Source organism: Micropruina sp. (assembly GCF_047602085.1).
Taxonomy (GTDB): Bacteria; Actinomycetota; Actinomycetes; order Propionibacteriales; family Propionibacteriaceae; genus Micropruina.
The window spans coordinates 83197-107850 of the sequence record NZ_JASGID010000007.1 but is presented as its reverse complement, the minus strand read 5'-3'; the positions used below and the strand labels follow the sequence as shown (position 1 = coordinate 107850).

Sequence of the window (24654 nt, the reverse complement as noted above, 5' to 3'; positions counted from 1 at the left end):
ACATGAGCATCCCCGCACCGACCCGATCCTGCACAGCAGGCCTGACCATACCAACAAGGTATTGTATTGGTATGACCGTACAGATCACCGTCCGGATCGCCGACGACGCCGCGGCATTCCTCGATCAGGAAGCCAGCGCTGCAGACATCAGCCGCGCGGCCGTCATCACACGCGCGCTGCGTCGTGAGGCGCGCCGGCGCCGGGCCGAGGCCGACGCCGCGATCTATGCCGCCGAGGGTGAGAGCACAGAGCTGGCCGGCTGGCAACAAGCGAGGGAGGACGCCGTCGGTGCGGTCTGGCAGGAACTGGACTGATGCACCCGATCCACCTCGCCGACATCCCCCATGACAAGGTCAGGCCAGTGCTCGTGCTCACTCGCGACGCCGTCCGGGAGCATCGCAGGTTCGTGACCGTCGCACCCATCACGTCGCGAGTCCGCGGACTGGCAAGTGAGGTTCTGGTGGGCCCTCGCAACGGTCTCGACCATGAGTCCGTGGTGAACTGCGATTCCATCGCGACCATCGACAAGGCTCTTCTCCGCCGGCGGGTCGGATCGCTTCATCGGGATCAGGAGGCCGATCTCGCCCGAGCCATCACCGAGGCGTTCGACCTCGATCTCGAGTTGCCCTCGGCCAGTTACCGGGGGTAGAGCAGCACCTGGCTGGCCTTGACCGAGAGCCACACGGCCAGGCTGGGGGTCAGCCCGAGTTCGGCGACGGCGGCGAGGGTCAGATCGACGGCCAGCGGGGGCTCTCGGCCCGGCAGCTGAGCCGGGCGGCGTCGCCCCGCGGTTCGACGCCGGTCACCACGGCCGGCCAGACGTTGCGCGGACTGCCCTCCGGACGTCCGAGATGGACGGCGATGGCCGCCGGATCGAGCAGCGCCAACGTGTCGTCCCCCCTGGTCAGCGGCGCGTCGCTGACCCCGTGCACGACCAGACCGCCGACCTGCAGAGCGTCCTGTTCGAGTGCCACACCGGCGATCAGATTGCGTCCGCGGAGGTGGGCCAGGAACTGGTTGCGGGGCCGGCCCAGGACGTCCGCGACCGTGCCGGACTCGACGATCCGTCCGTCGGAGAGCACCAACAGCCGGTCGGCGAGCCGCCACCCGGGACGGCCCGGCGCCCAGCGTCGCGGCCATCAGTTCGGCGTCCGGGTCGATGCTGCGCAGCGCCCCTTCGACCGCGACCACCAGGAACGGCATCGCCACGAAGGTCTGCGCGATCACCACCGCTGCGGTGGTGAAACCGATCTCGATCCCGCCCAGGCTGAGCACCTGGCCGACCAGCCCGCGGCGGCCGAGGGTGACCAACAGCGCCAGGCCCGCCACAACGGGCGGCAGCACCAGCGGCACTGTCGCCACCACCCGTCCGACCGCCATCCAGTGGCCGCGCAGCCGGGACAGCACCAGCGCCACCGGCAGCCCCAGCACCAGCGACAGCACCGTGCTGGCAAGGCAGGTCTGCAGACTCAGCGCCAGCGCGTCCCGGGCGGCGGCACCGGCTAGCAGAACCGGCACCCGCGACCACGGGACGCGCAACAACAGGCCCAGCAAAGGCACGCCGATCAGCAGGCCGCCCAGGACGGCGAGTGCCCCGATCCAGCGGGGCACAGGACGGGTCACGGCGTGATGAACCCCGCCGCGTTCAGCACGTCCTTGCCGGTCTGCGACGTGACGAGCGTCACGAACTCGGCGGCCAGCGCCGGCTCCGGCGCGCTCGCGAGCACAGTGATCGGGTAGTTGTTGACCACCTGATCGGCGTCCTTGATCGCCACCGTCTGGACCTTGTCGCCGGCACTCTTGGCGTCGGTGACCTAGACGATGCCGGCGTCGGCCTCACCCGAGGTGACCTTGCCGAGAACGTCAGTCACCTTGGTCTCTTCCGAGACCGGCTTCAGCTTCACATCCAACTTCTGGGCTAGCTGTTCGGTGGCTGTGCCACAGGGCACCGGCGTCGCGCAGATGACCAGCTTGACGCCGTTCAATGAGTCGTCCATCCCGGTGATCTTCTTCGGATTGCCGGGCGCAGTCACCAGGGTCAGGACGTTCTTGGCGAAGATGGTCTGCTCACCCGTGGTCAGCTTGGCGTTGACGGCCTTGTTCATGTTGTTCTCGTCGGCCGAAGCGAAAACGTCGGCCTTCGCCCCACCGGTGAGCTGGTCGACCAGGCCCGACGACCCGTCGAAGTTGAACTTCACCGTGACCCCCGGATGGGACGCCTCGAATTTGCTGCCCAGTTCGGTGAAGGTCTTGGTCAGGGACGCCGCGGCGAACACCTGCAGGGTCTTCTCGCTCGCAGCCGGCGTGGCACTGCTCGCGCAGCCGCTGGCCGCCAGGCCGAGCACGAGGGCCGCGATCAGCCCCACCCGTCGTTTCATCGAAATGCCTCCACTGTCACGTTGGTTGCCTTGACCACGGCGGTGGCCAAGGAGCCCACCTCAAGCCCCAGTTCCCGGACGGCCTCGGTGGAAATCAGCGACACGACCCGGAACGGCCCGCACTGCAACTCGACCTGGGACATCACGACGTCCGAGGTGACCTTGGTCACCAGGCCGGTGAATTGGTTGCGCGCCGAGCGATGACCGGCGGCCGGGTCCAGCGAATCGGTACTGCCGGCCAATTCCTGGGCCAGCGCGGCCAACTGCGCACCGGCGACGACCTGGCGTCCCGAGGCGTCCTGAGACAGGCCGAGGCGCCCCTGCTCGGCCCAGCGACGCACGGTGTCGTCGCTCACCCCGAGAAGAGAAGCCGCCTCCGAGATCCGCAAATTCGTCACGAGCAGGACAGTAGCGCCGTAGACACGGCACTCTCGGAGGGCGAAAACCCAGCTCGGCTCAGTCGGCCGGCCCCGCTCGGCCGGCGTCAGCCGCGCGCGGCGACACCCGCCCCACGCTCAGCCGCTGCAGGCCGGACCCATCTTCCGCAAGTCCTCCAGGCTGATGTCGCCGTCCAGCGCCTTCAGCATCTCGACCCGCTGCGCGTGGCGACCGCCGGCGGGCTCGGTGGTGAGGAATGCTTCGACGATCATCCGGGCCTCCCCCGGGCCGACCACCCGCTCACCCACCGCAACGATGTTGGACGCATTGTGCTGGCGGGAAAGCCGGGCCGTGTAAGGCTCGGAGCACACCACCGCGCGGGCCCCGGCCATCTTGTTCGCCGCCATCGAGATGCCGACCCCGGTGCCGCAGACCAGAATGCCCAGGTCGTACTCCCCCGCGGCAACCTTGTGTCCGACCACTGCGCCGGCGTACGGGTAGTCGACCTTCTCGCCCACCGCCGGACCGAGGTCGTCCACCTCGTGCCCCATCCCCCGTGCCTGCTCGACCATCTCCAACCGCAGCCCCACCCCGGCGTGGTCACTGTGCGCAACGATCTTCATGCCGCCCACCTTAGGCCGCCGGACGACGCCCCCACAGGCCCCCGTCCATCGCACCTGGCAGCGGCTCGTGCGTTGTCACGATGCCCCCGGCCAGCTCCCCCAGTTCACCGGGAAGCTGGAGGGGTTCCGCCCGGCGGCACAGTCGATCACATCGTGGTTGATGAGCTCGCTACCGTTGTCGAAGTCCAGCCCGACCACCCCAGGCAGACGATCACCGTTTCGCGGGCAACCGAATCGAGGCTCCAAGTGCGTTTCGCGGGCCTCTTTCGCGTCTCGTCGACTCGCACGCTTGACGGCAATGGGTGGCCTATCCGGCTCAGCCATAGGCCCAGCCCCACAGAAGCCGTGGTCGCCTGACCTTTCACATCAGGGAGGGCTTTTGGGGTGATACGGGGCGGACAACGGCGGACGGCCCCGGGGAATCCCCCGGGGCCGTCCGTCAGCGATCGCTCAGCGCAGATCACCGATGTCGAACTCGTCCAGCGACACCGCCATGCCCGCACCGGCCATGTCGTAGTCGTAGGGGTCGTAGCTGAGCTCGTACGCCGCGGCCCGGGCCTCGGCGGTGGGCTCGACCCGAATGTTGCGGTACCGCTCCAGGCCGGTGCCGGCCGGGATCAGCTTGCCCAAGATCACGTTCTCCTTCAGGCCCAGCAGGCTGTCGGACTTGGCGTGAATCGCCGCGTCGGTGAGCACCTTGGTGGTCTCTTGGAACGACGCCGCCGACAGCCATGACTCGGTGGCCAGCGACGCCTTCGTGATGCCCATCAGCACCGGACGGCCCTGGGCCGGCCGGCGACCCTCGGTGACCATCTGGCGGTTCTGAGTCTCGAAGGTGTTCCGGTCGACCAGCTCGCCCGGCAGCATCGAGGTGTCACCCGACTCGATCACGGTGATTCGCCGCAGCATCTGCCGAATGATGATCTCGATGTGCTTGTCGTGAATCGGCGCACCCTGGGTGGCGTACACCGCCTGCACCTCTTCGACCAGGTGCTCCTGCACCTTACGCAGGCCGCTCACCCGCAGCACGTCCTGAGGATCAGGGGTGCCGGCGTACAACTGCTGCCCGGCGGCGATGTGGTCGCCGTCGACGATCGAGTGTCGATCGCCGGCGTTGTCCTCCCACTCCAGGCGCACGCGCCGGGGCAGCAGGTACTCAACGTCCTCTTCGCCGTCATCGCGCACGATGACCAGCTTGCGGTTACGCTCGCCGTCCTCGATGCGCACCCGGCCGGCGGCCTCGGCGATCGGGGCCTTGCCCTTGGGCTGACGGGCCTCGAACAACTCGACCACACGCGGCAGACCCTGGGTGATGTCGTCACCGGCCACACCACCGGTGTGGAAGGTACGCATGGTGAGCTGGGTGCCGGGCTCGCCGATCGACTGCGCCGCGACGATGCCCACCGCCTCGCCGACATCGACCAGCTTGCCGGTGGCCAGCGACCGCCCGTAGCACATGGCACAAGTGCCGGAGGCCGCCTCGCAGGTGAGCACCGAACGTACCTTCACCTCGGTGATGCCGTTCTTCAGCAGCTTGCGAATATTCACATCGCCCAGGTCGACGCCGGCCTTGACCAGCACCTTGCCGTCGGCTGCGACCACGTCGGTGGCCAGCGTGCGGGCGTAGACGGCGGTCTCGACGTTGCCGGCCGCGACCAGCTTGCCGTTGCGTCCCTCGGCTGAGATCGGTTTGGTAAGGCCGCGCTCGGTGCCACAGTCCTCTTCGCGAATGATCACGTCCTGCGACACGTCCACCAGACGCCGGGTCAGATAACCCGAGTCGGCGGTGCGCAGCGCGGTGTCGGCCTGGCCCTTACGACCACCGTGGGTGGAGATGAAGTACTCCAGCACGCTCAGGCCCTCACGGAAGTTGGACTTGATCGGCCGGGCGATGATCTCGCCCTTCGGGTTGGCCACCAGGCCTCGCATGGCGGCGATCTGGCGCATCTGGGTCATGTTCCCTCGCGCGCCGGAGTGCACCATCATGAAGATCGGGTTGTCGCGGGTGAAGTTGGCCTCCATCGCGGCGGTCAACTCGGCCGTGGCGTCGGTCCAGAGCTGGATCAGCTCCTGATGGCGCTCCTCCTCGGTCACCTTGCCGCGCTCGTACTGCTTGGTGATCTTCGCGGCCTTCGACTCATAGGTGGCCAGAATCTCGGGCTTGCTCGGCGGGGTCTGTACGTCAGAGATCGACACGGTGACGCCGGAGCGGGTGGCCCACTTGAAGCCCAGATCCTTGAGCCGGTCAAGGGTGGCAGCCACCTCGATCTTCGGGTAGCGCTCGGCCAGGTCGTTGACGATCTGGCCCAGCTTCTTCTTGCCCACCTCGACGTTCACGAACGCGTAGTCGGTCGGCAGCGCCTCATTGAACAGGGCGCGGCCCAGCGTGGTGGCCAGCATGATGCTGCCGTCGGCACGCACCTCCTGACCCTCCGGCGGAACGATGTCGCGCAACCGGATGGTGATCGGCGCACCGATCGCCAGATCGCCGCGGTCGAACGCCATGATCGCCTCGGACACCGAGCCGAACACGCGCCCGGCGCCCACCTTGCCCTGCTGCTCGAGGGTGAGGAAGTAGTGGCCGATCACCATGTCCTGGGTCGGCATGGTGACGGGGCGCCCGTCGGCCGGCTTCAGGATGTTGTTGGTCGACAGCATCAGGATCCGGGCCTCGGCCTGCGCCTCCGCGCTCAGCGGCAGGTGCACGGCCATCTGGTCACCGTCGAAGTCGGCGTTGAAGGCGGTGCAGACCAGCGGGTGGATCTGGATCGCCTTGCCCTCGATCAGCTGCGGCTCGAACGCCTGGATGCCGAGGCGGTGCAGCGTGGGTGCGCGGTTCAGCAGCACCGGGTGCTCGGAGATGACCTCTTCGAGGACGTCCCACACCACCGGACGCTGCCGGTCGACCATCCGCTTGGCGCTCTTGATGTTCTGCGCCAGGTTCAGGTCGTCCAGCCGCTTCATCACGAACGGCTTGAACAGCTCCAGCGCCATCGCCTTGGGCAGGCCGCACTGGTGCAGCTTGAGCTGCGGGCCGACCACGATGACCGAACGGCCCGAGTAGTCGACGCGCTTGCCCAGCAGGTTCTGCCGGAACCGGCCCTGCTTCCCCTTCAGCATGTCCGAGATCGACTTCAGCGGACGGTTGCCCGGCCCGGTGACCGGACGCCCGCGGCGTCCGTTGTCGAACAGCGAGTCGACGGCCTCCTGCAGCATCCGCTTCTCGTTGTTCACGATGATCTCGGGAGCACCCAGGTCGAGCAGTCGCTTCAACCGGTTGTTCCGGTTGATCACCCGGCGGTACAGGTCGTTCAGGTCGGAGGTCGCGAACCGGCCACCGTCCAGCTGCACCATCGGGCGGAGATCCGGCGGGATGACCGGGACGGCGTCCAGCACCATGCCGGACGGGCTGTTGACGGTGTTGAGGAACGCCGACACGACCTTCAGCCGCTTCAGTGCCCGGGTCTTGCGCTGGCCTTTGCCGGTGGCGATGATCTCGCGCAGCAACTCCGACTCGGCCTGCAGGTCGAAGGTGGCCAGGCGGTTCTTGATCGCCTCGGCCCCCATGAAGCCCGCGAAGTACTTGCCGAAGCGCGTCTTCATCTCGCGGTAGAGGATCTCATCGCCCTCCAGGTCTTGCACCTTGAGGTTCTTGAACCGGCTCCATACCGCGTCCAACCGGTCCATCTCGCGCTGGGCGCGGTCGCGGATGGCCTTCAGCTCGCGCTCGGCACCGTCACGCACCCGCTTCTTGATGTCGGCCTTGGCGCCCTCGCTCTCGAGCTGCGCCAGGTCTTCTTCAAGCTTGGCCAGCCGGTTGTTCACGTCATTGTCACGACGCTGCTCCAACTGCTTGCGCTCCACCTCGACCTTCGCCTCGAGCGAGGGCAGGTCGCGGTGCCGCGCGTCGACGTCGACCTGGGTGATCATGTAGGCGGCGAAGTAGATGACCTTCTCCAGGTCCTTCGGCGCGATGTCGAGCAGGTAGCCCAGCCGGCTCGGCACACCCTTGAAGTACCAGATGTGGGTGACCGGCGCGGCCAGCTCGATATGCCCCATGCGCTCACGGCGCACGTTGCTACGGGTCACCTCGACGCCGCAGCGCTCACAGATGATGCCCTTGAAGCGCACCCGCTTGTACTTGCCGCAGTAGCACTCCCAGTCGCGGGTGGGGCCGAAGATCTTCTCGCAGAACAGCCCATCACGCTCGGGCTTCAGGGTGCGGTAGTTGATCGTCTCGGGCTTCTTGACCTCGCCGTGGCTCCATTCACGGATCTGATCCGCGGTGGCCAGACCGATGCGCAACTCGTCGTAGACGTTGACGTCCAGCACGTGGTTTCTCTCTTTTCTTCGAACTCTGTTGTTTCGAAAGTGGGTCTGAGTGGTGGGCGACTGAGCGTGAACTCAGACCTCGTCGAGTGCGGCGAACGAGTCGGCACCCGGGCGACGGGACAGGTCGATTCCGAACTCCTCGGCGGAGCGGAAATCGTCCTCGGAATCACGAAGCTCGACGACCTGGCCGTCGGAGGACAACACCTCGACGTTCAGGCACAGCGACTTCATCTCTTTGACCAGAACCTTGAACGACTCCGGGATGCCGGGCTCGGGAATGTTCTCGCCCTTGACGATCGCCTCGTAGACCTTCACCCGGCCGGGCACGTCGTCGGACTTGATGGTGAGCAACTCCTGCAGCGCCCAGGCGGCGCCGTAGGCCTCGAGTGCCCACACCTCCATCTCACCGAACCGCTGGCCACCGAACTGCGCCTTACCACCCAACGGCTGCTGGGTGATCATCGAGTACGGACCGGTCGAGCGGGCGTGGATCTTGTCGTCGACCAGGTGGTGCAGCTTCAACATGTAGATGTAACCGACACCGACCCGCTCGGGGTACGGCTCGCCGGAGCGTCCGTCGAAGAGTTGCGCCTTGCCGCCGGCATCGACCAGCTTGAGGCCGTCGCGCTGCGGCAGGCCGTGCTCGAGCAGACCGGCGATCTCGTGCTCGTTGGCACCGTCGAACACCGGAGTGGCCAACCGGGCATCGCCCTCGACCCGGCCCAGACCGACGTCCTTGAGCCGGTTGGCCCAAGACTCATCGACGCCGTCGATGTCCCAGCCGGTCTTGGCCACCCAGCCGAGGTGGGTCTCGAGCACCTGGCCGACGTTCATCCGGCTCGGCACGCCCAGCGGGTTGAGCACGATGTCGACGGGGGTGCCGTCCTCCATGAACGGCATGTCTTCGACCGGCAGGATCTTCGAGATGACGCCCTTGTTGCCGTGCCGGCCGGCGAGCTTGTCTCCGTCGCTGATCTTGCGCTTCTGCGCCACGTAGACCCGCACCAACTGGTTCACGCCGGGGGGAAGCTCGTCGCCCTCTTCGCGATCGAACACCCGCACGCCGATCACCGTTCCGGTCTCGCCGTGCGGCACCTTCATGGAAGTGTCGCGCACCTCGCGCGCCTTCTCACCGAAGATCGCACGAAGCAGCCGCTCCTCGGGGGTCAGTTCGGTCTCGCCCTTGGGGGTCACCTTGCCCACCAGGATGTCGCCGGTGCCGACCTCGGCGCCGATCCGGATGATGCCCCGGTCGTCGAGATTGGCGAGCATGTCCTCACCGATGTTCGGAATGTCGCGGGTGATCTCTTCGGCGCCCAGCTTGGTGTCGCGGGCGTCGATCTCGTGCTCCTCGATGTGAATCGAGGTGAGCACGTCGTCCTGCACCAAGCGCTGGCTGAGAATGATCGCATCCTCGTAGTTGTGGCCCTCCCACGGCATGAACGCGACCAGCAGGTTGCGCCCCAGTGCCATCTCGCCGGCGTCGGTGCACGCACCATCGGCCAGCGGCGAGCCGGCCTCGACTCGGTCGCCCTCGGCGACCAGCGGACGCTGGTTGATGCAGGTGGCCTGGTTCGACCGGGTGAATTTCTCGAGCCGGTAGCTGCGGTAGGTGCCGTCGTCGTTGGCCACGTCGATGATGTCGGCGCTCACCGAGGTGACCACGCCGGCCTTCTCGGCCACCGTCACGTCACCGGCGTCGACCGCACCGCGGTACTCCATGCCGGTGCCCACGAACGGGGCCTCATTGCGAATCAGCGGCACCGCCTGACGCTGCATGTTGGCACCCATCAGGGCGCGCGAGGCGTCGTCGTGCTCAAGGAACGGAATCAGCGCAGTGGCCACCGAGACCATCTGGCGCGGTGAGACGTCCATGTACTGCACGTCGGTGGGCGCCACCTCGTCGGCGTCGCCGTGCTTGGTGCGCACCAGCACCCGGGCCTCGGTGAAGTGACCGTGCTCGTCGAGCTGCGCATTGGCCTGCGCGATGACGTAACGGTCTTCTTCGTCAGCGGTCAGGTAGTCGATCTGGTCGGTGACCCGGCCTTCGACGACCTTGCGGTAGGGCGTCTCGATGAAGCCGAACGCGTTCACCCGGGCGAAGCTGGCCAGCGAGCCGATCAGGCCGATGTTCGGGCCCTCAGGGGTTTCGATCGGGCACATCCGGCCGTAGTGGCTGTGGTGCACGTCGCGCACCTCCATGCCGGCCCGGTCGCGCGACAGGCCGCCGGGGCCGAGCGCCGACAGCCGCCGCTTGTGAGTCAGGCCCGAGACCGGGTTGGTCTGGTCCATGAACTGCGACAACTGCGAGGTGCCGAAGAACTCCTTCAGCGCCGCCGACACCGGACGGATGTTGATCAGCGTCTGCGGCGTGATCGCTTCGATGTCTTGGGTGGTCATCCGATCGCGGACGGTGCGCTCCAGCCGGCCCAGGCCGATCCGGAGCTGGTTCTGGATCAGCTCGCCCACGGTGCGCAGCCGGCGGTTGCCGAAGTGGTCGATGTCGTCGGTCTCGGCCAACAGGTCGCCGACGGTCTCGCGACCCTCGTGCAGCGCGACCACATAACGAATCGCGGCCACGATGTCGTCGACGGTCAACACCTGCTTGTCGAACGGCTCCGACAGGCCGAGCTTCTTGTTGATCTTGTACCGGCCGACCTTGGCCAGGTCGTAGCGCTTCGGGTTGAAGTAGTAGTTCTCGAGCATCGCCTGCGCGGCCTCACGGGTCGGCGGCTCGCCCGGGCGCAGCTTGCGGTAGATGTCGAGCAGCGCCTCGTCGGTGTTGGCCGTGTGGTCCTTCTCGAGGGTGAGTCGAATCGACTCGTACTCGCCGAACTCCGAAAGGATCTGCTCAGTGGTCCAGCCGAGGGCCTTCAGCAGCACAGTGACGTTCTGCTTGCGCTTGCGGTCAAGCCGCACGCCGACCATGTCACGCTTGTCGACCTCGAACTCGAGCCAGGCGCCGCGCGAGGGAATGATGCGGCAGGTGAAGATGTCCTTGTCGGACGTCTTGTCGGGGGTCTGCTCGAAGTAGACGCCCGGCGACCGCACCAACTGCGACACAACGACGCGCTCGGTGCCGTTGATGATGAAGGTGCCCTTGTCGGTCATCAGCGGGAAGTCGCCCATGAACACCGTCTGGCTCTTGATCTCGCCGGTGTCGTTGTTCATGAACTCGGCGGTGACGAACAGCGGTGCCGCGTAGGTGACGTCGCGATCCTTGCACTCCTCGACCGAATGCTTGGGATCCTCGAAGCGATTGTCGCGAAACGACAGCGACATGGTCTGAGACAGATCCTCGATCGGCGAGATCTCTTCGAAGATCTCTTCCAGGCCGGACTTGGTGTTGACGTCCGTTCGGCCTTGAGCCAGTGCGGTGGCCACGCGGGCCCGCCAGGCTTCGTTGCCGATCAGCCAGTCGAACGATTCGATCTGCAGATCGAGCAGGTTCGGCACCTCGAGAGGTTCGGCGATCTTGGCGAACGAGATCCGCCCGGAGGCGGAGACGACGTTGGTGTTCTTCGACGCAGAGCGCGAGACGGCCAAGGTGATGGTCCTTCCAAGAAACCCGGCGTTCAGCCGGTTCTTTGCACGCAGAACGGCCCGCGTCAAATCACGGGTCGTTGGTGAGCGATGGGCAAATAAGCACTTTAGTACACTCAGGACGAACAGGCAAGTCAATCGAGCTGGCCACCTTCGACCCTGGCTCCAGGCGGTACTGATGAATGCCTCCACCGCTGGTGCAGCGTGTCGGAACCCCTAGTAGTGAGTGCACTCCGTTTGAGGTCTCGACAAGCTCGACCAGCGCATGCTGAAGTCTCGACACGCTCGACCAGCGCATCCTGAAGTCTCGACACGCTCGACCAGCGCATCCTGAAGTCTCGACACGCTCGACCAGCGCATCCTGAAGTCTCGACACGCTCGACCAGCGCATCCTGAAGTCTCGACACGCTCGACCAGCGCATCCTGAAGTCTCGACACGCTCGACCAGCGAAAGATCAGCGTTTCCCGACGTGCGCCATCGCCCCACGCTCGGCCGCCGATCGCCCGTTCACACCGAGGCAGGCCACCGAATCACAATCGTCATTCTTCGAGCCCGCCGACCCCACGGCCGCCATGCGCCATGCTTGCCGGGCCTGGTTCCGAACCTTCTTCGCACTCAATCCCCGCGCCACCACCCCGCACGCCTGGGCGCCGAAGCCTCCCAGGCGATCTCGGGCCACGCTCGCGCAGGCCCCGCGACAAAGGCCGGCCGGACAAATTTCGATGTCCACAAGACTCGATACCCACAGACTCGATACCCACAGTCATGACTTGACAGCCTCAACATGACTTGACAGCCGCCGCTCACCCCAACGCGGCCCGTCAAAACGGGGTAGCGGTAGGCAGCGGGCCCAGCTACACCCAGGAGTCGCGGGCAGATTCCTGGCCGGACTGGATCGAGAAATTGGAGGAGCCGCCGTCGGGGGAACGGCGGCTCAAACTCCGGGGGCGGGAAAACCCCTGTCACACCGAATCGGTGTTCGCCTCGGGCAACGGGAGGAAACTCACAAGGCGAACACCGATCAGCAGTGCCTATCAACGACGCTTTCGGGGGGTTGTGCCGTCGACAGGATTAATCACATCATCACTTGACGCCGTTGTCAACTATGCGTGCGATCCGTGTCCATATTGTGGACACGGATCTCTTCGAGGTCAGCCGCACGCTGCCAGCACTGGTTGGCCATGCGGTACTTCTCCTGCTTGCCATAGAGGCCCGCCGCCCGAATGAAGGCTGCCCGCGCTGCGTCAGGCCGACCCAGATCGAGCTCGATGTCAGCCAGCAACTCTTCTGCACGACCGTTGGTGCGCGTGGCCGGCCGCATGGCTGGATCGGCAAGCAGCCGCAGAACCAACTCACGCGCCTGGTGAGGATGCCCTTCGAGCAGGGTCAGCTTGGCCTCCGCATGGCGCCACTCGAAGAAGTCGAACGCGCTGCCGATCATCTTCAGCCCTTCCCGGGACGCCTCCAGAAGCTCCCGGACGCCGTCCACCATGCCCACCTCAAGCCGACAGGTGGCTGCCGATCGGTTGAGCCGGAGCCACATCCGAAGATCGCGGCGCGGGTTCAGCAACTCCATCGCCAACTCATACAGTTCCAAGCCCTTGCCAGCATTACCCGATCGGTACGCCACCGTGCCCAGCGTCCAGTAGATCACTCCCCTGGCCTGCCCTGACTCGACGCGCAGCGAGACCTCCTCGAGCCTGCGGAATAGCCGGTCGGACTCGGCCGTCGGACGCCCCGCTTCCATTACGGCGGTGATCAGGCACGTCAGCGCGTCAGCAAGCACGATCGGAGGGGCATCCTTGGCCAGCTCGACGGCCTGGCCTGCGTGAACCAAGGCCATCGGCAACTCGTCACCGACCCGGTGCGCAGTGGCCGAAAGACACAACGCCTGGGCGCGTAGGGTGGGCGATGCCGCTGCCACTTCGTGAGCGGCAAGTTGCTCCGCGAAGTGGATCGCGTCGCCGTAGTCACCCTCCGCGATTGCTGCCTGAGTACGCACATAGAGGGCCTGCCAGTGCCGCTCCGGCTGCCCGGCCTGTAGCGCCGCCGCCGCCGCGCGGGTCGCCAGCGTTCCCGCCGTCGCCCAATCGCGGTCGTACCAGGCTCGCTCGGCAACCAGCAGGTGCGCGAGGGCCTGAGCGTTGTCGGGGCCGTCAAGAGGCACCGTGAGGGTCGGTTCCATGCCCAACTCATCGCAGGTGACACCCAGCCGCATGGCCAGGAACTCAATAACGTCAGCCGACGCCGCCCGCCGCCCACTCTCCAGATGGGAGATGTAGCTGCCCGTAAAGCGATCACCGCCCAGTTCTGCCTGTGACATGCCGAGACGCTTGCGCGTCTCGCGCAACCGGGTGCCGAACCCACTCTGGGCTAGCGAAGCCGTCAAAGTACACCTCCTCGGAGAAAATCCAGTACCTATCTGACCACTAAGTTGACAGATTCGTCAAGTCTGCTACCTTGTTGTCAAGAGAACACAATCCACATTGATGGGGGAGATATGAACAAGACTTTCCGCAAGGTTCTGGTGGCTGCGGCGGCTCTGATTGCTGTCGTCATCGTGCCCGTCAGCACCGCAACCTCTGATCACGCCGGCGGCTTCGGCGAATACCCGTACGCCAAGCACCTGACGAAGTAAGCAGCACCACCGAGCTAGCCCCTCCCACCCCCGCAGACAGATCGGCGGCGGAACCAACGGTTCCGCCGCCGATTATTTGTGCCCGAATGGGGCGTCCGATGCGACGGGCGCGCATTCCCGAACACACCTCGTTGCGGGTGGAGTGCCAGCGAGCCGTGTGCGAGGCAGAGCTACACACAGGACGAGTTGCGCCCGAGGGTGACGCGGTGCAAACCAGTCGACGGCACCCAATGCAGTCAGAAGCATGCCGTCCGCGGTGAGGCAGGGCTGGACAAACTCCACCCCGAGGGCTGGATGGTGCGCAAACCGCTCCGCGGCGCCGCACAGCAATCAGAAGGCGCCAAGGCGCTTGCCAAGACCCCTCTTTAAGTGCTCTCACTAGGGGTTTTCGACAAGCTCAACCCGCGGTAGGCGCCTCGATCAGCAATTCCTTAGCCGCGCACGGCCCTTGCCAGGGCGTCCGCCCGGTCGGTGCGCTCCCAGGTGAACTCGGGCAGCTCGCGTCCGAAGTGGCCATAGTTGGTGGTCAGCGAGTAGATCGGCCGCAGCAGGTCGAGATCGCGAATGATCGCCGCCGGCCTCAGGTCGAACACCCGGAGCACGGCCTCGGTGATCTGGTCCAGCGGCACCTGCTCGGTACCGAAGCAGTCGGCGTAGAAGCCGACCGGGTGAGCTCGTCCGATGGCGTAGGCCACCTGCACCTCGCAGCGGGTGGCCAGCCCAGCCGCCACCACGTTCTTGGCCACCCAGCGCATCGCGTACGCCGCCGAACGGTCGACCTTGGAGGGATCCTTGCCCGAGAAGGCGCCGCCGCCGTGCCGCGCCATGCCGCCGTAGGTGTCGACGATAATCTTTCGACCGGTCACCCCGGCATCGCCCATCGGGCCGCCGATCACGAATTTGCCGGTCGGGTTGACGAACACCTTCTTCTGGCCCGCGGGCACGTCGTACTCGGCCAGCACCGGCTCGATCACCTCACGAACGATGCCGGGCCTGATATCGGCCTCGTGTGAAGCCTCGGCGACGTGCTGCGACGACACCACCACGGTGTCGACCCCGACCGGCCGGTCGTCGTCGTAGGCGATGGTGACCTGGGTCTTGCCGTCGGGCAGCAGAAACGGCAACGCGCCGTTCTGCCGCGCCTGGGTGAGTCGCTGCGCCAGCCGGTGTGCGATGTGAATCGGCAGCGGCATCAATTGCGGGGTGTCGGTGCACGCGTAGCCGAACATCAGCCCCTGGTCACCGGCCCCCTGGGCGTCGAGCGCGTCACCCGAGCCGCCCTCGCGGTGCTCGCCGGCGTCGTCGACACCCTGGGCGATGTCGGGCGACTGGGCGCCGATCGACACCAGCACGCCGCAGGAGGCCCCGTCGAACGACTTGTCGGACGAGTCGTAGCCGATGCGCAGAATCCGGTCGCGGGCCAGCCGCGCGATGTCGACGTAGCCGTCTGTGGTCACCTCGCCAGCCACGTGCACGGTGCCGGTGGTGACCAGCGTCTCAACCGCGACCCGGCTGGTGATGTCCTGGCCGAGCAGCGCGTCCAGCACGGCGTCCGACACAGAGTCGGCAACCTTGTCGGGGTGCCCTTCGGTGACGGACTCCGAGGTGAACAGGCGGCTCATCGGTTGCTCTTTCTGCTAGTGGCGACGGCATCGAGAATGCGATGCGCGACGATATTCTTATCCCCTGCGACAGTGTCGACCACACCGCGGGGGTCGAGGATGACGACCCTATTGTCGGCGGCTCCGAAGACCGCTCCCCCGCTGACGTCGTTCAGCACCAGCAGGTCGCAGCCCTTGCGGGCCAGCTTGGCGCGGCCCAGCTCCATCAGTTCGGACGCCGACCCGGCCGTCTCTGCGGCGAAGCCGACGATCACCTGATCCGGACGGCGCCGTCGCACCAGGCCCGCCAGCACATCGGTGGTCTGAGTGAACCTCACCGTCAGAGGGGCGTCGCCCTGTTTCTTCAGCTTGCCCTGGCTGGGCGAGGCCGGGGTGAAGTCAGCGGGGGCGGCGGCCATGATCAGCAGGTCGGAATCGGCCGCCGCCACGGTCATCGCCTCGGCTAGGTCGGCTGTGGAGACCACCTCAACCAGTTCTGCGCCGCCGGGCACGGCGGCAGTGATCGCTCCCGCGACCACGCGGACTTCGGCACCCCTCAGCAGCGCCGCCCGGGCCAGCGCCAGGCCCATTCGCCCCGACGACGCGTTGCCCAGGTAGCGCACCGGGTCGAGCGCCTCGCGGGTGCCGCCGGCACTGACGGTGAGCCGGACGCCCTCCAGGTCGCGCGACCGTGCCACCCCAGTCACCGACGAGTCGAGCAGCGACAGCGCCACCTGTTCGATCTCGGACGGCTCGGGCAGGCGCCCCGGGCCGGTGTCGGCACCAGTGAGCCGTCCGGAGTCGGGGTCGAGGACGATCACGCCGCGTGCCCGCAGGGTGGCGACGTTAGCCTGGGTGGCCGGATGCAGCCACATCTCGGTGTGCATCGCAGGCGCCATCAGCACCGGGCAGGTCGCGGTGAGCAGCACGTTGGTGAGCAGGTCGTCGGCCCGTCCGGACGCCGCCCGCGCAACCAGGTCGGCGGTTGCCGGAGCAACCACCACCAAATCGGCGGCACGGCCCAGCGTCACATGGGGGACGGCGTGCGCGTCGGCCCAGACCTGGGTGTGCACCGGACGGCCAGACAGCGCCGCCCAGGTGGTTTCGCCGACGAAGTTGAGCGCGTTCGGCGTGGGCACGACGGTGACCTCGTGCCCCACCTCGGTGAACCGCCGCAGCAGCAGGCACGCCTTGTAGGCGGCGATCCCGCCCGCAACCCCGAGCAGGATCCGGCTCATGGGTGGCTCAGGCCAGGTCGTCGCTGAACGGGTCGAGGCTGGTGAAGTCGGGGTCAGCCTCGGCCTCGGCGCGCGCGGCGGCCTCGGCCTCGGGGTCGATCTCGGTGCACTCCAGCACCCCGGCGTTCACCTCGCGCAGCGCGATCGACAGCGGCTTCTCTTGCACGCCGGTGTCGACCAGCGGACCGACGTTCTCGAGCAGGCCCTCGCCGAGCTGGCTGTAGTAGGCGTTGATCTGCCGGGCACGCTTGGCGGCGAACAGCACCAGGCGGTACTTGGAGTCGACCTGGGCCAGCAGCTCGTCGATCGGCGGGTTGGTGATGCCCTCGGGAATCTGTGTGCTCAAAGGATGACCTTCGGTTAGTGCGGCGCGGCCAGCAGTCGGCCAGGCAACGCCAGCGGTGGTGACAGCCTGCAAAAATCACAAGCCAAGCAAGCTTACCAACTCATCGACCGCCCTGCCCAAATCGTCATTTACCACGACGTGGTCGAACTCGTCGGCGGCGGCCAGTTCGATCTGAGCGGTGCGCAGCCGGCGTTCGCGTTGCTCGCTGGTCTCGGTGCCGCGACCGACCAGCCGGTTGACCAGTTCGTCCCAGCTCGGCGGGGCGATGAACACCAGGCGGGCTCCGGGTAGCCGCTGCCGCACCTGGCGGGCGCCCTGCAGATCGATCTCGAGAATCACCCGTTCACCCCGCTCAACGGCGGCCCGGACAGGCGCGGCAGGCGTCCCGTACCGGTCACGGCCATGCACCGTGGCCCATTCGAGCAGGCCATCGCTGGCGATCAACTCGTCGAACGCATCGTTGCCGACGAAACAATAGTGCACGCCGTCGACCTCACTGGGGCGCGCGGGACGGGTGGTGGCCGACACCGACACCCACACGTGCGGATGGCGCGCCCTCAGGGCCTGAACAACGGTGCCTTTGCCAACGGCCGTGGGGCCCGAGATGACGGTGACGTCACCGCTCACCGAACTCGGCCTTCAGGCCGGCGAGTTGGTGCCGTCCGAGCCCGCGGATCCGCCGGTTGGCGGCGATGTCGTAACGCTCCATCACCAGCGAGGCGCGCTTGTCTCCTACCCGGGGCAAGGCCTTGAGCAGGTCGACCACCTTGACGTGGGCCAGCACTTCGTCCTGGGCGGCCTCGTCGAGGGCCTGCGCCAAAGTCAGCTCGCCCGAGCGGACCCGGGCCTTAAGTGCCGCCCGCGAACGGCGAGCCTCGGTGGCGGCCGCCCGGGCCGCCTGCAACTGCTCCGTCGTCAGTTGGGGTATCGCCACGGTGACCTCCGGGACCGCTCGTTCAATGATTGCCACAATTTACAAGTAAACCAGAGCCCTGAAAACCCTTATGACAGGCCCATTCGAGGGTCAGCGCGAAACAGCGAGCAGCCGGTTAACCCGATCGTTGAGCGCGCCGGCGTCGGGCCCGGCGGCAATCACGTCGCGACTGACCGACGGCAGCGTCAGGTCGACCGCCGCCCCGAAAATACCCGGCAGCTCATCGATCCGGCCGCCCTGAAAGCCGATGCCGGGCACCAGAATCGACCCGTTGAACCCCGACACGTCACAGCCCAGATCGTCGTGGGTGCCCCCCACCACCAGCCCGATCGCGCCCAATCCGGTCTCGCTGTTGGTGCGCCGCGCCGCATCGATCACCTCTTGGGCCACCGACCCCTCATGGTCTTCGCCCAGCGCCAACTGCACCTGGTGCCCTTCGGGGTTCGAGGTACGGGCCAGCACGTAGACGCCCCGGTCGTAGCGGTGGGCCCGGTCGAAGGCGGGCTGCAGCGCACCGAAGCCCAGGTAGGGCGAGACAGTGATCGCATCGGCAGCCAGTGGCGAGCCGTCGGCCAGGTACGCCTCGGCGTAGGCGTCCATGGTGGAGCCGATGTCGCCACGCTTGACGTCGAGCAGGCTCAGCGCTCCGGCCGCCGCGATGTCGGCCAGCACCCGTTCGAGCACCGCGATACCGGACGAGCCGTGCAGCTCGAAGAACGCCGACTGGGGCTTGAACACGGCGATCCGCTCACCCAGCACCTCGACGATGCGCCGGGCCAGGGTTTCGACCCCGGACGCGTTCACAGCCAGACCCCAGGCCTTGAGCAGGCCGGGGTGCGGGTCAATGCCCACGCACAGAGCACCTCGCTGGGCGGTGCGCTCGTTCAGCCGTTGCCAGTAGGTCGTCATTGGTTGTGTCTCCTGGTCAGCGTGGGTTTCGGGTCACGGCGTTGATCCGAGCCGGCAGAGCCGGGCCGGCGTAGATGAAGCCGGTGTAGAGCTGCACCAGCGGCGAGCCCAGATCGAACATGGCCTGGGCGTCAGCCGCGGTCATGATGCCGCCGGCGGCGATCACCGGCAGCTCGGTGTGCCGGGTCAGGTAGCGCACCACCTCACGGGCGCGCACCGTCAGCGGGGCCCCCGACAGCCCGCCGGTCTGCTCGGCCAGCGCCTGGTCGGCCGGGTCGAGCCCGTCGCGGCGCAGCGTGGTATTGGTGGCGATCAGCCCGGCCACGCCCGCCTCGAGGCAGGCCGAAAGCACCTCGTCGAGTTGCGGCTCGGTCAGGTCGGGGGCGATCTTGACCAGCAACGGGAGCCGTCCGGCCGCCCGGTCGACCAGCGCGGTAAGCAGGGTGAGCAGCGCTCCCCCGTCCTGCAGGCTGCGCAACCCCGGCGTGTTCGGGCTCGACACGTTGATCGCCACATAGTCAGCGTGCGGTGCCACCAGGTCGAGCGAGGTGAGGTAGTCGTCGACGGCGTTCTCGACCGGCACCACCTTGGTCTTGCCGATCGAGATGCCGATCGGAATACCCGCCCCCTCGTTGCCGCGGTACACGCCGAGCAGTGACAGCTCGTGGTGCAGCCGGGACGCGCCGGCGTTGTTGAAGCCCATCCGGTTGATCAGAGCCTTCGACGGCTTCAACCGGAACACCCTCGGACGGTCATTGCCCGGCTGCGCCTGGGCGGTGACGGTGCCGAGTTCGGCGAAGCCGAAGCCCAGCGCCTGCCAGGCCAGCACCGCCCGACCGTCCTTGTCCATGCCAGCGGCCAGCCCGACCCGGCCCGGAAAGCGGATGCCGGCCACGGTGACCGGGGCGCCGCGGCTGCCGGCCAGCAACCGGGTGGCAGCCACCGCGAGGGGGGAGCGGCTGAACCGGGCCAGGTTCGCGATCATCACCTCGTGAATAGCCTCGGGGTCACCGTGGTACGAGCCGAACATCACCGGACGGACGATCGATCGATAGCCGGCATCAACCAGACTTACCCGCGGGTTCACGCTCATGCCGTCGTGCGCTCCCCCGCCAGTTCGCGGCGCATGCCGGCGCTCCACTGCTGCAGCGGACGCACCGTCAACCCGCCCCGGCGCAACGCCTCGATGCCTTGGACGGCCGCCGACAGCCCGGCCACCGTGGTGACGCAGGGCACGTCGCACAGGATCGCGGCCGAACGGATCTGCCAGCCGTCGCGCCGGGGGTCACCACCCTCGCTGACCCCCAGCGGGGTGTTGAAGATCAGGCTGATCTCGCCGTCGGTGATGGCCTGAACCACCGTCTTGGTGCCGTCTGCGCCGGGCCCCTGAGTCTCTTTGCGCAGCACCGTGACCTCGACGTCGTTGCGCCGCAGCACCTGCGCCGTGCCCTCGGTGGCGTATACCCGAAAACCCAGGTCGGCAAGGCGTTTCACCGGAAAGATGGCGTGCCGCTTGTCGCGGTTGGCGACCGAGACGAACACCGACCCCTCGGTCGGCACATCGCCGTACGAGGCGGTTTGGCTCTTGGCGAAGGCGACCCCGAAGGTCTTGTCGAGGCCCATCACCTCGCCGGTGGACTTCATCTCAGGGCCCAGCAGGCTGTCGACCCAGGCGCCGTCGGCGGTGCGGAACCGGTTGAACGGCATCACCGCCTCCTTGACCGCCAGCGGGGCCGACTCGAGGTGGGCCGTGCCGTCGACGCCGCTGCGCAGGGTGCCGTCGGCCCGCAACTCGGCGATGCTGGTGCCGAGCATGATCCGGGCGGCGGCCTTGGCCAGCGGGGTGTCGGTGGCCTTCGACACGAACGGCACCGTGCGAGAGGCCCGCGGGTTGGCCTCAAGCACGTACAACACGTCGCCGAGCAGGGCGAACTGAATGTTGATCAACCCGCGAACCCCCACACCGCGAGCGATCGATTCGGTGGCTGCCCGAATCCGGTCGACGGTCTCGTTGCCCAGGGTGATCGGCGGGAGCGCACAGGCCGAGTCTCCGGAATGGATGCCGGCCTCCTCGATGTGCTCCATCACACCGCCCAGGTACAGCTCGGTGCCGTCGTACAGGGCGTCGACGTCGATCTCGATCGCGTCGTCGAGGAACCGGTCGACCAGCACCGGCGAGTCGGGCGTGATGTGGGTGGCGCGCTCGATGTAGCCGACCAGCGCGGTGTCGTCGTAGACGATCTCCATGCCGCGGCCGCCGAGCACGTAGCTGGGGCGGACCAGCACCGGATAGCCGATCTCGTGGGCGATCTCGAGAGCATCGGCAGCCGAGGTGGCCATGCCGTAGCTGGGCGCGGTGAGGCCGTTGTCGGTCAGGATCTGGCCGAAGGCGCCGCGTTCCTCGGCCAGGTGGATCGCCTCGGGCGGAGTGCCGACGACCGGCACCCCGGCGTCCTTCAGCGCCTGGGCGAGCTTCAGCGGGGTCTGCCCGCCCAGTTGCACGATCACCCCGGCCACCGGCCCGGCAGCGGCTTCGGCATGGTAGACCTCGAGCACGTCCTCAAGCGTGAGCGGCTCGAAATAGAGCCGGTCTGAGGTGTCGTAGTCGGTGGAGACAGTCTCGGGGTTGCAGTTGACCATCACGGTCTCGTAGCCGTATTCGCTCAGGGTGAGCGCGGCGTGCACGCAGGAGTAGTCGAATTCGATGCCCTGGCCGATCCGGTTCGGGCCCGAGCCCAGAATCAGCACCGCGGGCTTCGTGCGTGGCGCAACCTCGGTCTCGTCGTCGTAGGACGAGTAGTGGTAGGGGGTCCGGGCGGCGAACTCGGCGGCGCAGGTGTCGACGGTCTTGAACACCGGACGCACCCCGAGCGCCCAGCGCAAGCCGCGCACCACGTCGGTACTCAGGTGCCGCAGCCGGGCAATCTGCTCATCGCTGATGCCGTGCCGCTTGGCCAGCTTCAGCACATCGGTGGACAAGTCGGGGGCCGTGCGGACGCGCTCGGCGACCTCGGCGATCAACTGCAATTGGTCGAGAAACCAGGGGTCGATCTTGGTGGCGTCGAACATTTGCTGCGCGGTGGCGCCAGCCCGGAACGCCTTCAGTACCAGCCCGAGCCGACCGTCGTGCGGGCGGGACGCGGCTGCCAGCAACTCGTCGACCGACTGCGTGATCTCGCCGGTGAAATCGAAGGTCGACTTAGGGTCCTCCAGGGAGCGCAGCGCCTTGCCGAGCGCCTCGGTGAAGTTGCGGCCGATCGCCATCGCCTCGCCGACGCTCTTCATGTGCGTGGTGAGGGTGTTCTCGGCCGTGGGGAACTTCTCGAAGGCGAACCGCGGGGCCTTGACCACCACGTAGTCGAGGGTGGGCTCGAAAGAGGCCGGGGTCTGTTCGGTGATGTCGTTGGGAATCTCGTCCAGGGTGTAGCCGATGGCCACCTTGGCGGCGATCTTGGCGATCGGAAAGCCGGTCGCCTTGGACGCCAGCGCGGACGAGCGAGACACCCGCGGGTTCATCTCGATGACGATCATCCGGCCGTTATCGGGGTTGATCGCGAACTGGATGTTGCAGCCGCCGGTGTCGACGCCGACCGCCCGGATCACGCCGATGCCGACGTCGCGCATCGCCTGGTACTCGCGGTCGGTGAGCGTCATGGCGGGGGCAACGGTGATCGAGTCGCCGGTGTGCACGCCCATCGGGTCGAGGTTCTCGATGGAACACACGATCACGACGTTGTCGGCCTTGTCGCGCATCACCTCGAGCTCGTACTCCTTCCAGCCCAGGATCGACTCCTCGATCAGCACCTCGGTGACCGGGGACGCCGACAGGCCAGTGCCGGCGATCCGGCGCAGCTCGTCCTCGTCGTGGGCGAAGCCGGAGCCGACGCCGCCCATGGTGAAGCTGGGCCGCACCACCAGCGGGTAGCCGAGGTCGGCGGCGGCGGCCAGCACGTCGTCCATCGAATGGCAGATGCGGCTGCGCGCCACCTCCGGGTTGGTGCCGGGAATGTCGAGGGCCTCGACGATCTCTTTGAACTTCTCCCGGTCCTCGCCCTTCTGGATCGCCTCGAACGAGGCGCCGATCAACTCCACGCCGTACTTCTCCAGCACACCGTTGTCGTGCAGGGCGACGGCCGCGTTGAGCGCGGTCTGCCCGCCCAGGGTGGCCAGCAGCGCATCCGGACGTTCGGCGGCGATCACCTTCTCCAGAAAGTCGGGCTGGATCGGCTCGATGTAGGTGGCGTCGGCAAACTCCGGGTCGGTCATGATCGTGGCCGGGTTGGAGTTCACCAGGATCACTCGGTAACCCTCTTCGCGCAGCACCCGGCAGGCCTGGGTGCCCGAATAGTCGAACTCGCAGGCCTGGCCGATCACGATCGGGCCGGAGCCGACCACCAGGATCGAAGAGATGTCGGTACGTTTCGGCATCAGTTCTCCTGCGTGCTGGGTTGATCGGCGTGGACGTCGGAGGCCGGGGCGGCCCGGCCCTCGCGGCGGCGTTGCATCACCTCGACGAACCGGTCGAACAGGTAGGCCGAATCGTGCGGACCCGCCGCCGCCTCGGGGTGGTACTGCACCGAGAAGGCCAGCAGGTTGTCGGCGTCGTCGGTGAGCTCCAGGCCCTCGACCACGTCGTCGTTGAGACAGATGTGGCTCACCTTGGCGTTGCCCCAGCGGGTCGGGGTGGCGGCATGCAGCGGGGCGTCGACGGCAAAGCCGTGGTTCTGCGCGGTGATCTCGACCTTGCCGGTGCGCAGGTCTTTGACCGGCTGGTTGATGCCGCGATGGCCGTACTTCAGCTTGTAGGTGCCGAAGCCGAGGGCGCGGCCGAAGATCTGGTTGCCGAAGCAGATGCCGAAGTACGGAATGCCCGCGTCGAGCACGCCCTGGAGCAGGTGCATCGGGCCGTCCGCGGTGGCCGGGTCGCCGGGGCCGTTGGAGAAGAACACGCCGTCGGGGTTCACCGCGCGGAGGTCGTCCAGGGTGACAGAGGCAGGCAGCACATGCACCTCGATGCCGCGCTGGGCCATGCGAGTGGGGGTCATGTCTTTGATGCCCAGGTCTACCGCGGCCACGGTGAACCGCTTGTCGCCCACCGGCGGCACCACGTCGGCCCGCGGCACGGTGACGTCAGCCACCAGGTCGGAACCAGCCATGGCCGGGGTGTCGAGCACCTTGGCCAGCAGGCTGGCCGGGTCGAGGTCGACAGTCGAGATGCCCACCCGCATGGCGCCACGCTCACGCAGGTGCCGGGTGAGCGCCCGGGTGTCGATCTCGGCGATACCGACCACACCCTGGCTACGCAATTCGTCGTCCAGGGAGCGGTTGCTGCGCCAGTTCGACCGGACCCGCGACAGGTCACGCACGACATAGCCGGCCACCCAGATGCGTGACGACTCGTCGTCCTCGTCGTTCCAGCCGGTGTTGCCGATGTGCGGCGCAGTGGCGACCACCACCTGACGGTGATAGCTGGGGTCGGTCAGGGTCTCTTGGTAGCCCGACATGCCGGTGGAGAACACCGCCTCACCGAAGGTCTCACCGGTGGCCCCGAAAGACACGCCGCGAAAGGAACGTCCATCTTCGAGAACCAATAATGCCGAGGTGTGGTCGCGATCGAAGAAGCCTGAAGGCATGGGCGTCCTTTCCCCGCCGGGGCGGGATCAAACTTCACCGAGACTATCAAGGCCGCCAGGGTGCTCCGACCATCGACAGCCATTGGACGGGCCTGGTCTC

Annotated in this window: 18 protein-coding genes and 1 pseudogene; 3 read left to right on the top strand and 16 right to left on the bottom strand. The window is 67.1% G+C overall.

What is annotated here, in order from left to right:
* The first annotated feature begins 71 nt into the window (after nucleotides 1-71).
* Nucleotides 72-314: a hypothetical protein gene (locus tag QM721_RS12995; protein ID WP_415122660.1), complete on the top strand. Its 243-nt coding sequence runs from the start codon at nucleotides 72-74 to the stop codon at nucleotides 312-314.
* Nucleotides 314-649 (top strand): type II toxin-antitoxin system PemK/MazF family toxin, encoded by a 336-nt coding sequence (locus QM721_RS12990; RefSeq protein ID WP_415122658.1) that lies wholly within the window; start codon nucleotides 314-316, stop codon nucleotides 647-649. The genes QM721_RS12995 and QM721_RS12990 overlap by 1 nt, the downstream gene beginning before the upstream one ends.
* On the opposite strand, the gene QM721_RS12985 is transcribed toward QM721_RS12990, so the two are convergent.
* From QM721_RS12985 to QM721_RS12955, 7 genes and pseudogenes are all read right to left on the bottom strand, one after another.
* A complete protein-coding gene (locus tag QM721_RS12985) occupies nucleotides 637-1623 on the bottom strand; it encodes a molybdate ABC transporter permease subunit (protein WP_415122656.1) in 987 nt (328 codons plus the stop codon). The genes QM721_RS12990 and QM721_RS12985 overlap by 13 nt on opposite strands.
* Nucleotides 1620-2378, bottom strand: a pseudogene (gene modA, locus QM721_RS12980) (molybdate ABC transporter substrate-binding protein). The gene QM721_RS12985 and the pseudogene modA overlap by 4 nt, the downstream one beginning before the upstream one ends.
* Complete coding sequence (locus tag QM721_RS12975) at nucleotides 2375-2776, bottom strand: TOBE domain-containing protein (RefSeq protein WP_415122654.1); 402 nt, start codon at nucleotides 2774-2776, stop codon at nucleotides 2375-2377. Before QM721_RS12975 ends, modA begins: the two are co-directional and overlap by 4 nt.
* A gap of 117 nt (nucleotides 2777-2893) precedes the next feature.
* Complete coding sequence (rpiB, locus tag QM721_RS12970; RefSeq protein ID WP_415122652.1) at nucleotides 2894-3379, bottom strand: ribose 5-phosphate isomerase B; 486 nt, start codon at nucleotides 3377-3379, stop codon at nucleotides 2894-2896.
* A gap of 450 nt (nucleotides 3380-3829) precedes the next feature.
* Nucleotides 3830-7711: a DNA-directed RNA polymerase subunit beta' gene (locus tag QM721_RS12965; RefSeq protein ID WP_415122650.1), complete on the bottom strand. Its 3882-nt coding sequence runs from the start codon at nucleotides 7709-7711 to the stop codon at nucleotides 3830-3832.
* Between the two features lie 72 nt (nucleotides 7712-7783).
* A complete protein-coding gene (rpoB, locus tag QM721_RS12960; RefSeq protein ID WP_415122648.1) occupies nucleotides 7784-11257 on the bottom strand; it encodes a DNA-directed RNA polymerase subunit beta in 3474 nt (1157 codons plus the stop codon).
* Nucleotides 11258-12354: 1097 nt separating this feature from the next.
* Nucleotides 12355-13605: a helix-turn-helix domain-containing protein gene (locus QM721_RS12955; protein WP_415123434.1), complete on the bottom strand. Its 1251-nt coding sequence runs from the start codon at nucleotides 13603-13605 to the stop codon at nucleotides 12355-12357.
* A gap of 150 nt (nucleotides 13606-13755) precedes the next feature.
* On the opposite strand from QM721_RS12955, the gene QM721_RS12950 reads away from it, so the two are divergent.
* Nucleotides 13756-13893 (top strand): hypothetical protein, encoded by a 138-nt coding sequence (locus QM721_RS12950; protein ID WP_415122646.1) that lies wholly within the window; start codon nucleotides 13756-13758, stop codon nucleotides 13891-13893.
* A gap of 431 nt (nucleotides 13894-14324) precedes the next feature.
* On the opposite strand, the gene metK is transcribed toward QM721_RS12950, so the two are convergent.
* The 9 genes from metK to carA form a co-directional block, all read right to left on the bottom strand.
* Nucleotides 14325-15515, bottom strand: coding sequence for a methionine adenosyltransferase (gene metK / locus QM721_RS12945; RefSeq protein WP_415122644.1), 1191 nt, complete (start codon nucleotides 15513-15515; stop codon nucleotides 14325-14327).
* Complete coding sequence (gene coaBC / locus QM721_RS12940) at nucleotides 15512-16732, bottom strand: bifunctional phosphopantothenoylcysteine decarboxylase/phosphopantothenate--cysteine ligase CoaBC (protein WP_415122642.1); 1221 nt, start codon at nucleotides 16730-16732, stop codon at nucleotides 15512-15514. The genes metK and coaBC overlap by 4 nt, the downstream gene beginning before the upstream one ends.
* Before the next feature lie 7 nt (nucleotides 16733-16739).
* Entirely contained in the window at nucleotides 16740-17078 is a 339-nt protein-coding gene (gene rpoZ / locus QM721_RS12935; protein ID WP_415122640.1) for a DNA-directed RNA polymerase subunit omega, read from the bottom strand.
* A 75-nt stretch (nucleotides 17079-17153) separates the two neighbouring features.
* Nucleotides 17154-17705 (bottom strand): guanylate kinase, encoded by a 552-nt coding sequence (gmk, locus tag QM721_RS12930; protein WP_415122638.1) that lies wholly within the window; start codon nucleotides 17703-17705, stop codon nucleotides 17154-17156.
* Entirely contained in the window at nucleotides 17695-18012 is a 318-nt protein-coding gene (gene mihF, locus QM721_RS12925; protein ID WP_415122636.1) for an integration host factor, actinobacterial type, read from the bottom strand. Before mihF ends, gmk begins: the two co-directional genes overlap by 11 nt.
* A gap of 90 nt (nucleotides 18013-18102) precedes the next feature.
* On the bottom strand, nucleotides 18103-18921 hold the full coding sequence (gene pyrF, locus QM721_RS12920) for an orotidine-5'-phosphate decarboxylase (protein WP_415122634.1): 819 nt from the start codon (nucleotides 18919-18921) through the stop codon (nucleotides 18103-18105).
* 16 nt (nucleotides 18922-18937) lie between these two features.
* Nucleotides 18938-20014, bottom strand: a complete 1077-nt coding sequence (locus QM721_RS12915; protein WP_415122632.1) for a quinone-dependent dihydroorotate dehydrogenase — start codon at nucleotides 20012-20014, stop codon at nucleotides 18938-18940.
* A complete protein-coding gene (gene carB, locus QM721_RS12910; protein ID WP_415122630.1) occupies nucleotides 20011-23349 on the bottom strand; it encodes a carbamoyl-phosphate synthase large subunit in 3339 nt (1112 codons plus the stop codon). Before carB ends, QM721_RS12915 begins: the two co-directional genes overlap by 4 nt.
* Nucleotides 23349-24554 carry a glutamine-hydrolyzing carbamoyl-phosphate synthase small subunit gene (gene carA / locus QM721_RS12905; protein WP_415122628.1) on the bottom strand — a complete coding sequence of 402 codons (1206 nt, stop codon included), beginning with the start codon at nucleotides 24552-24554 and terminating at the stop codon, nucleotides 23349-23351. Before carA ends, carB begins: the two co-directional genes overlap by 1 nt.
* Nucleotides 24555-24654 lie beyond the last annotated feature (100 nt).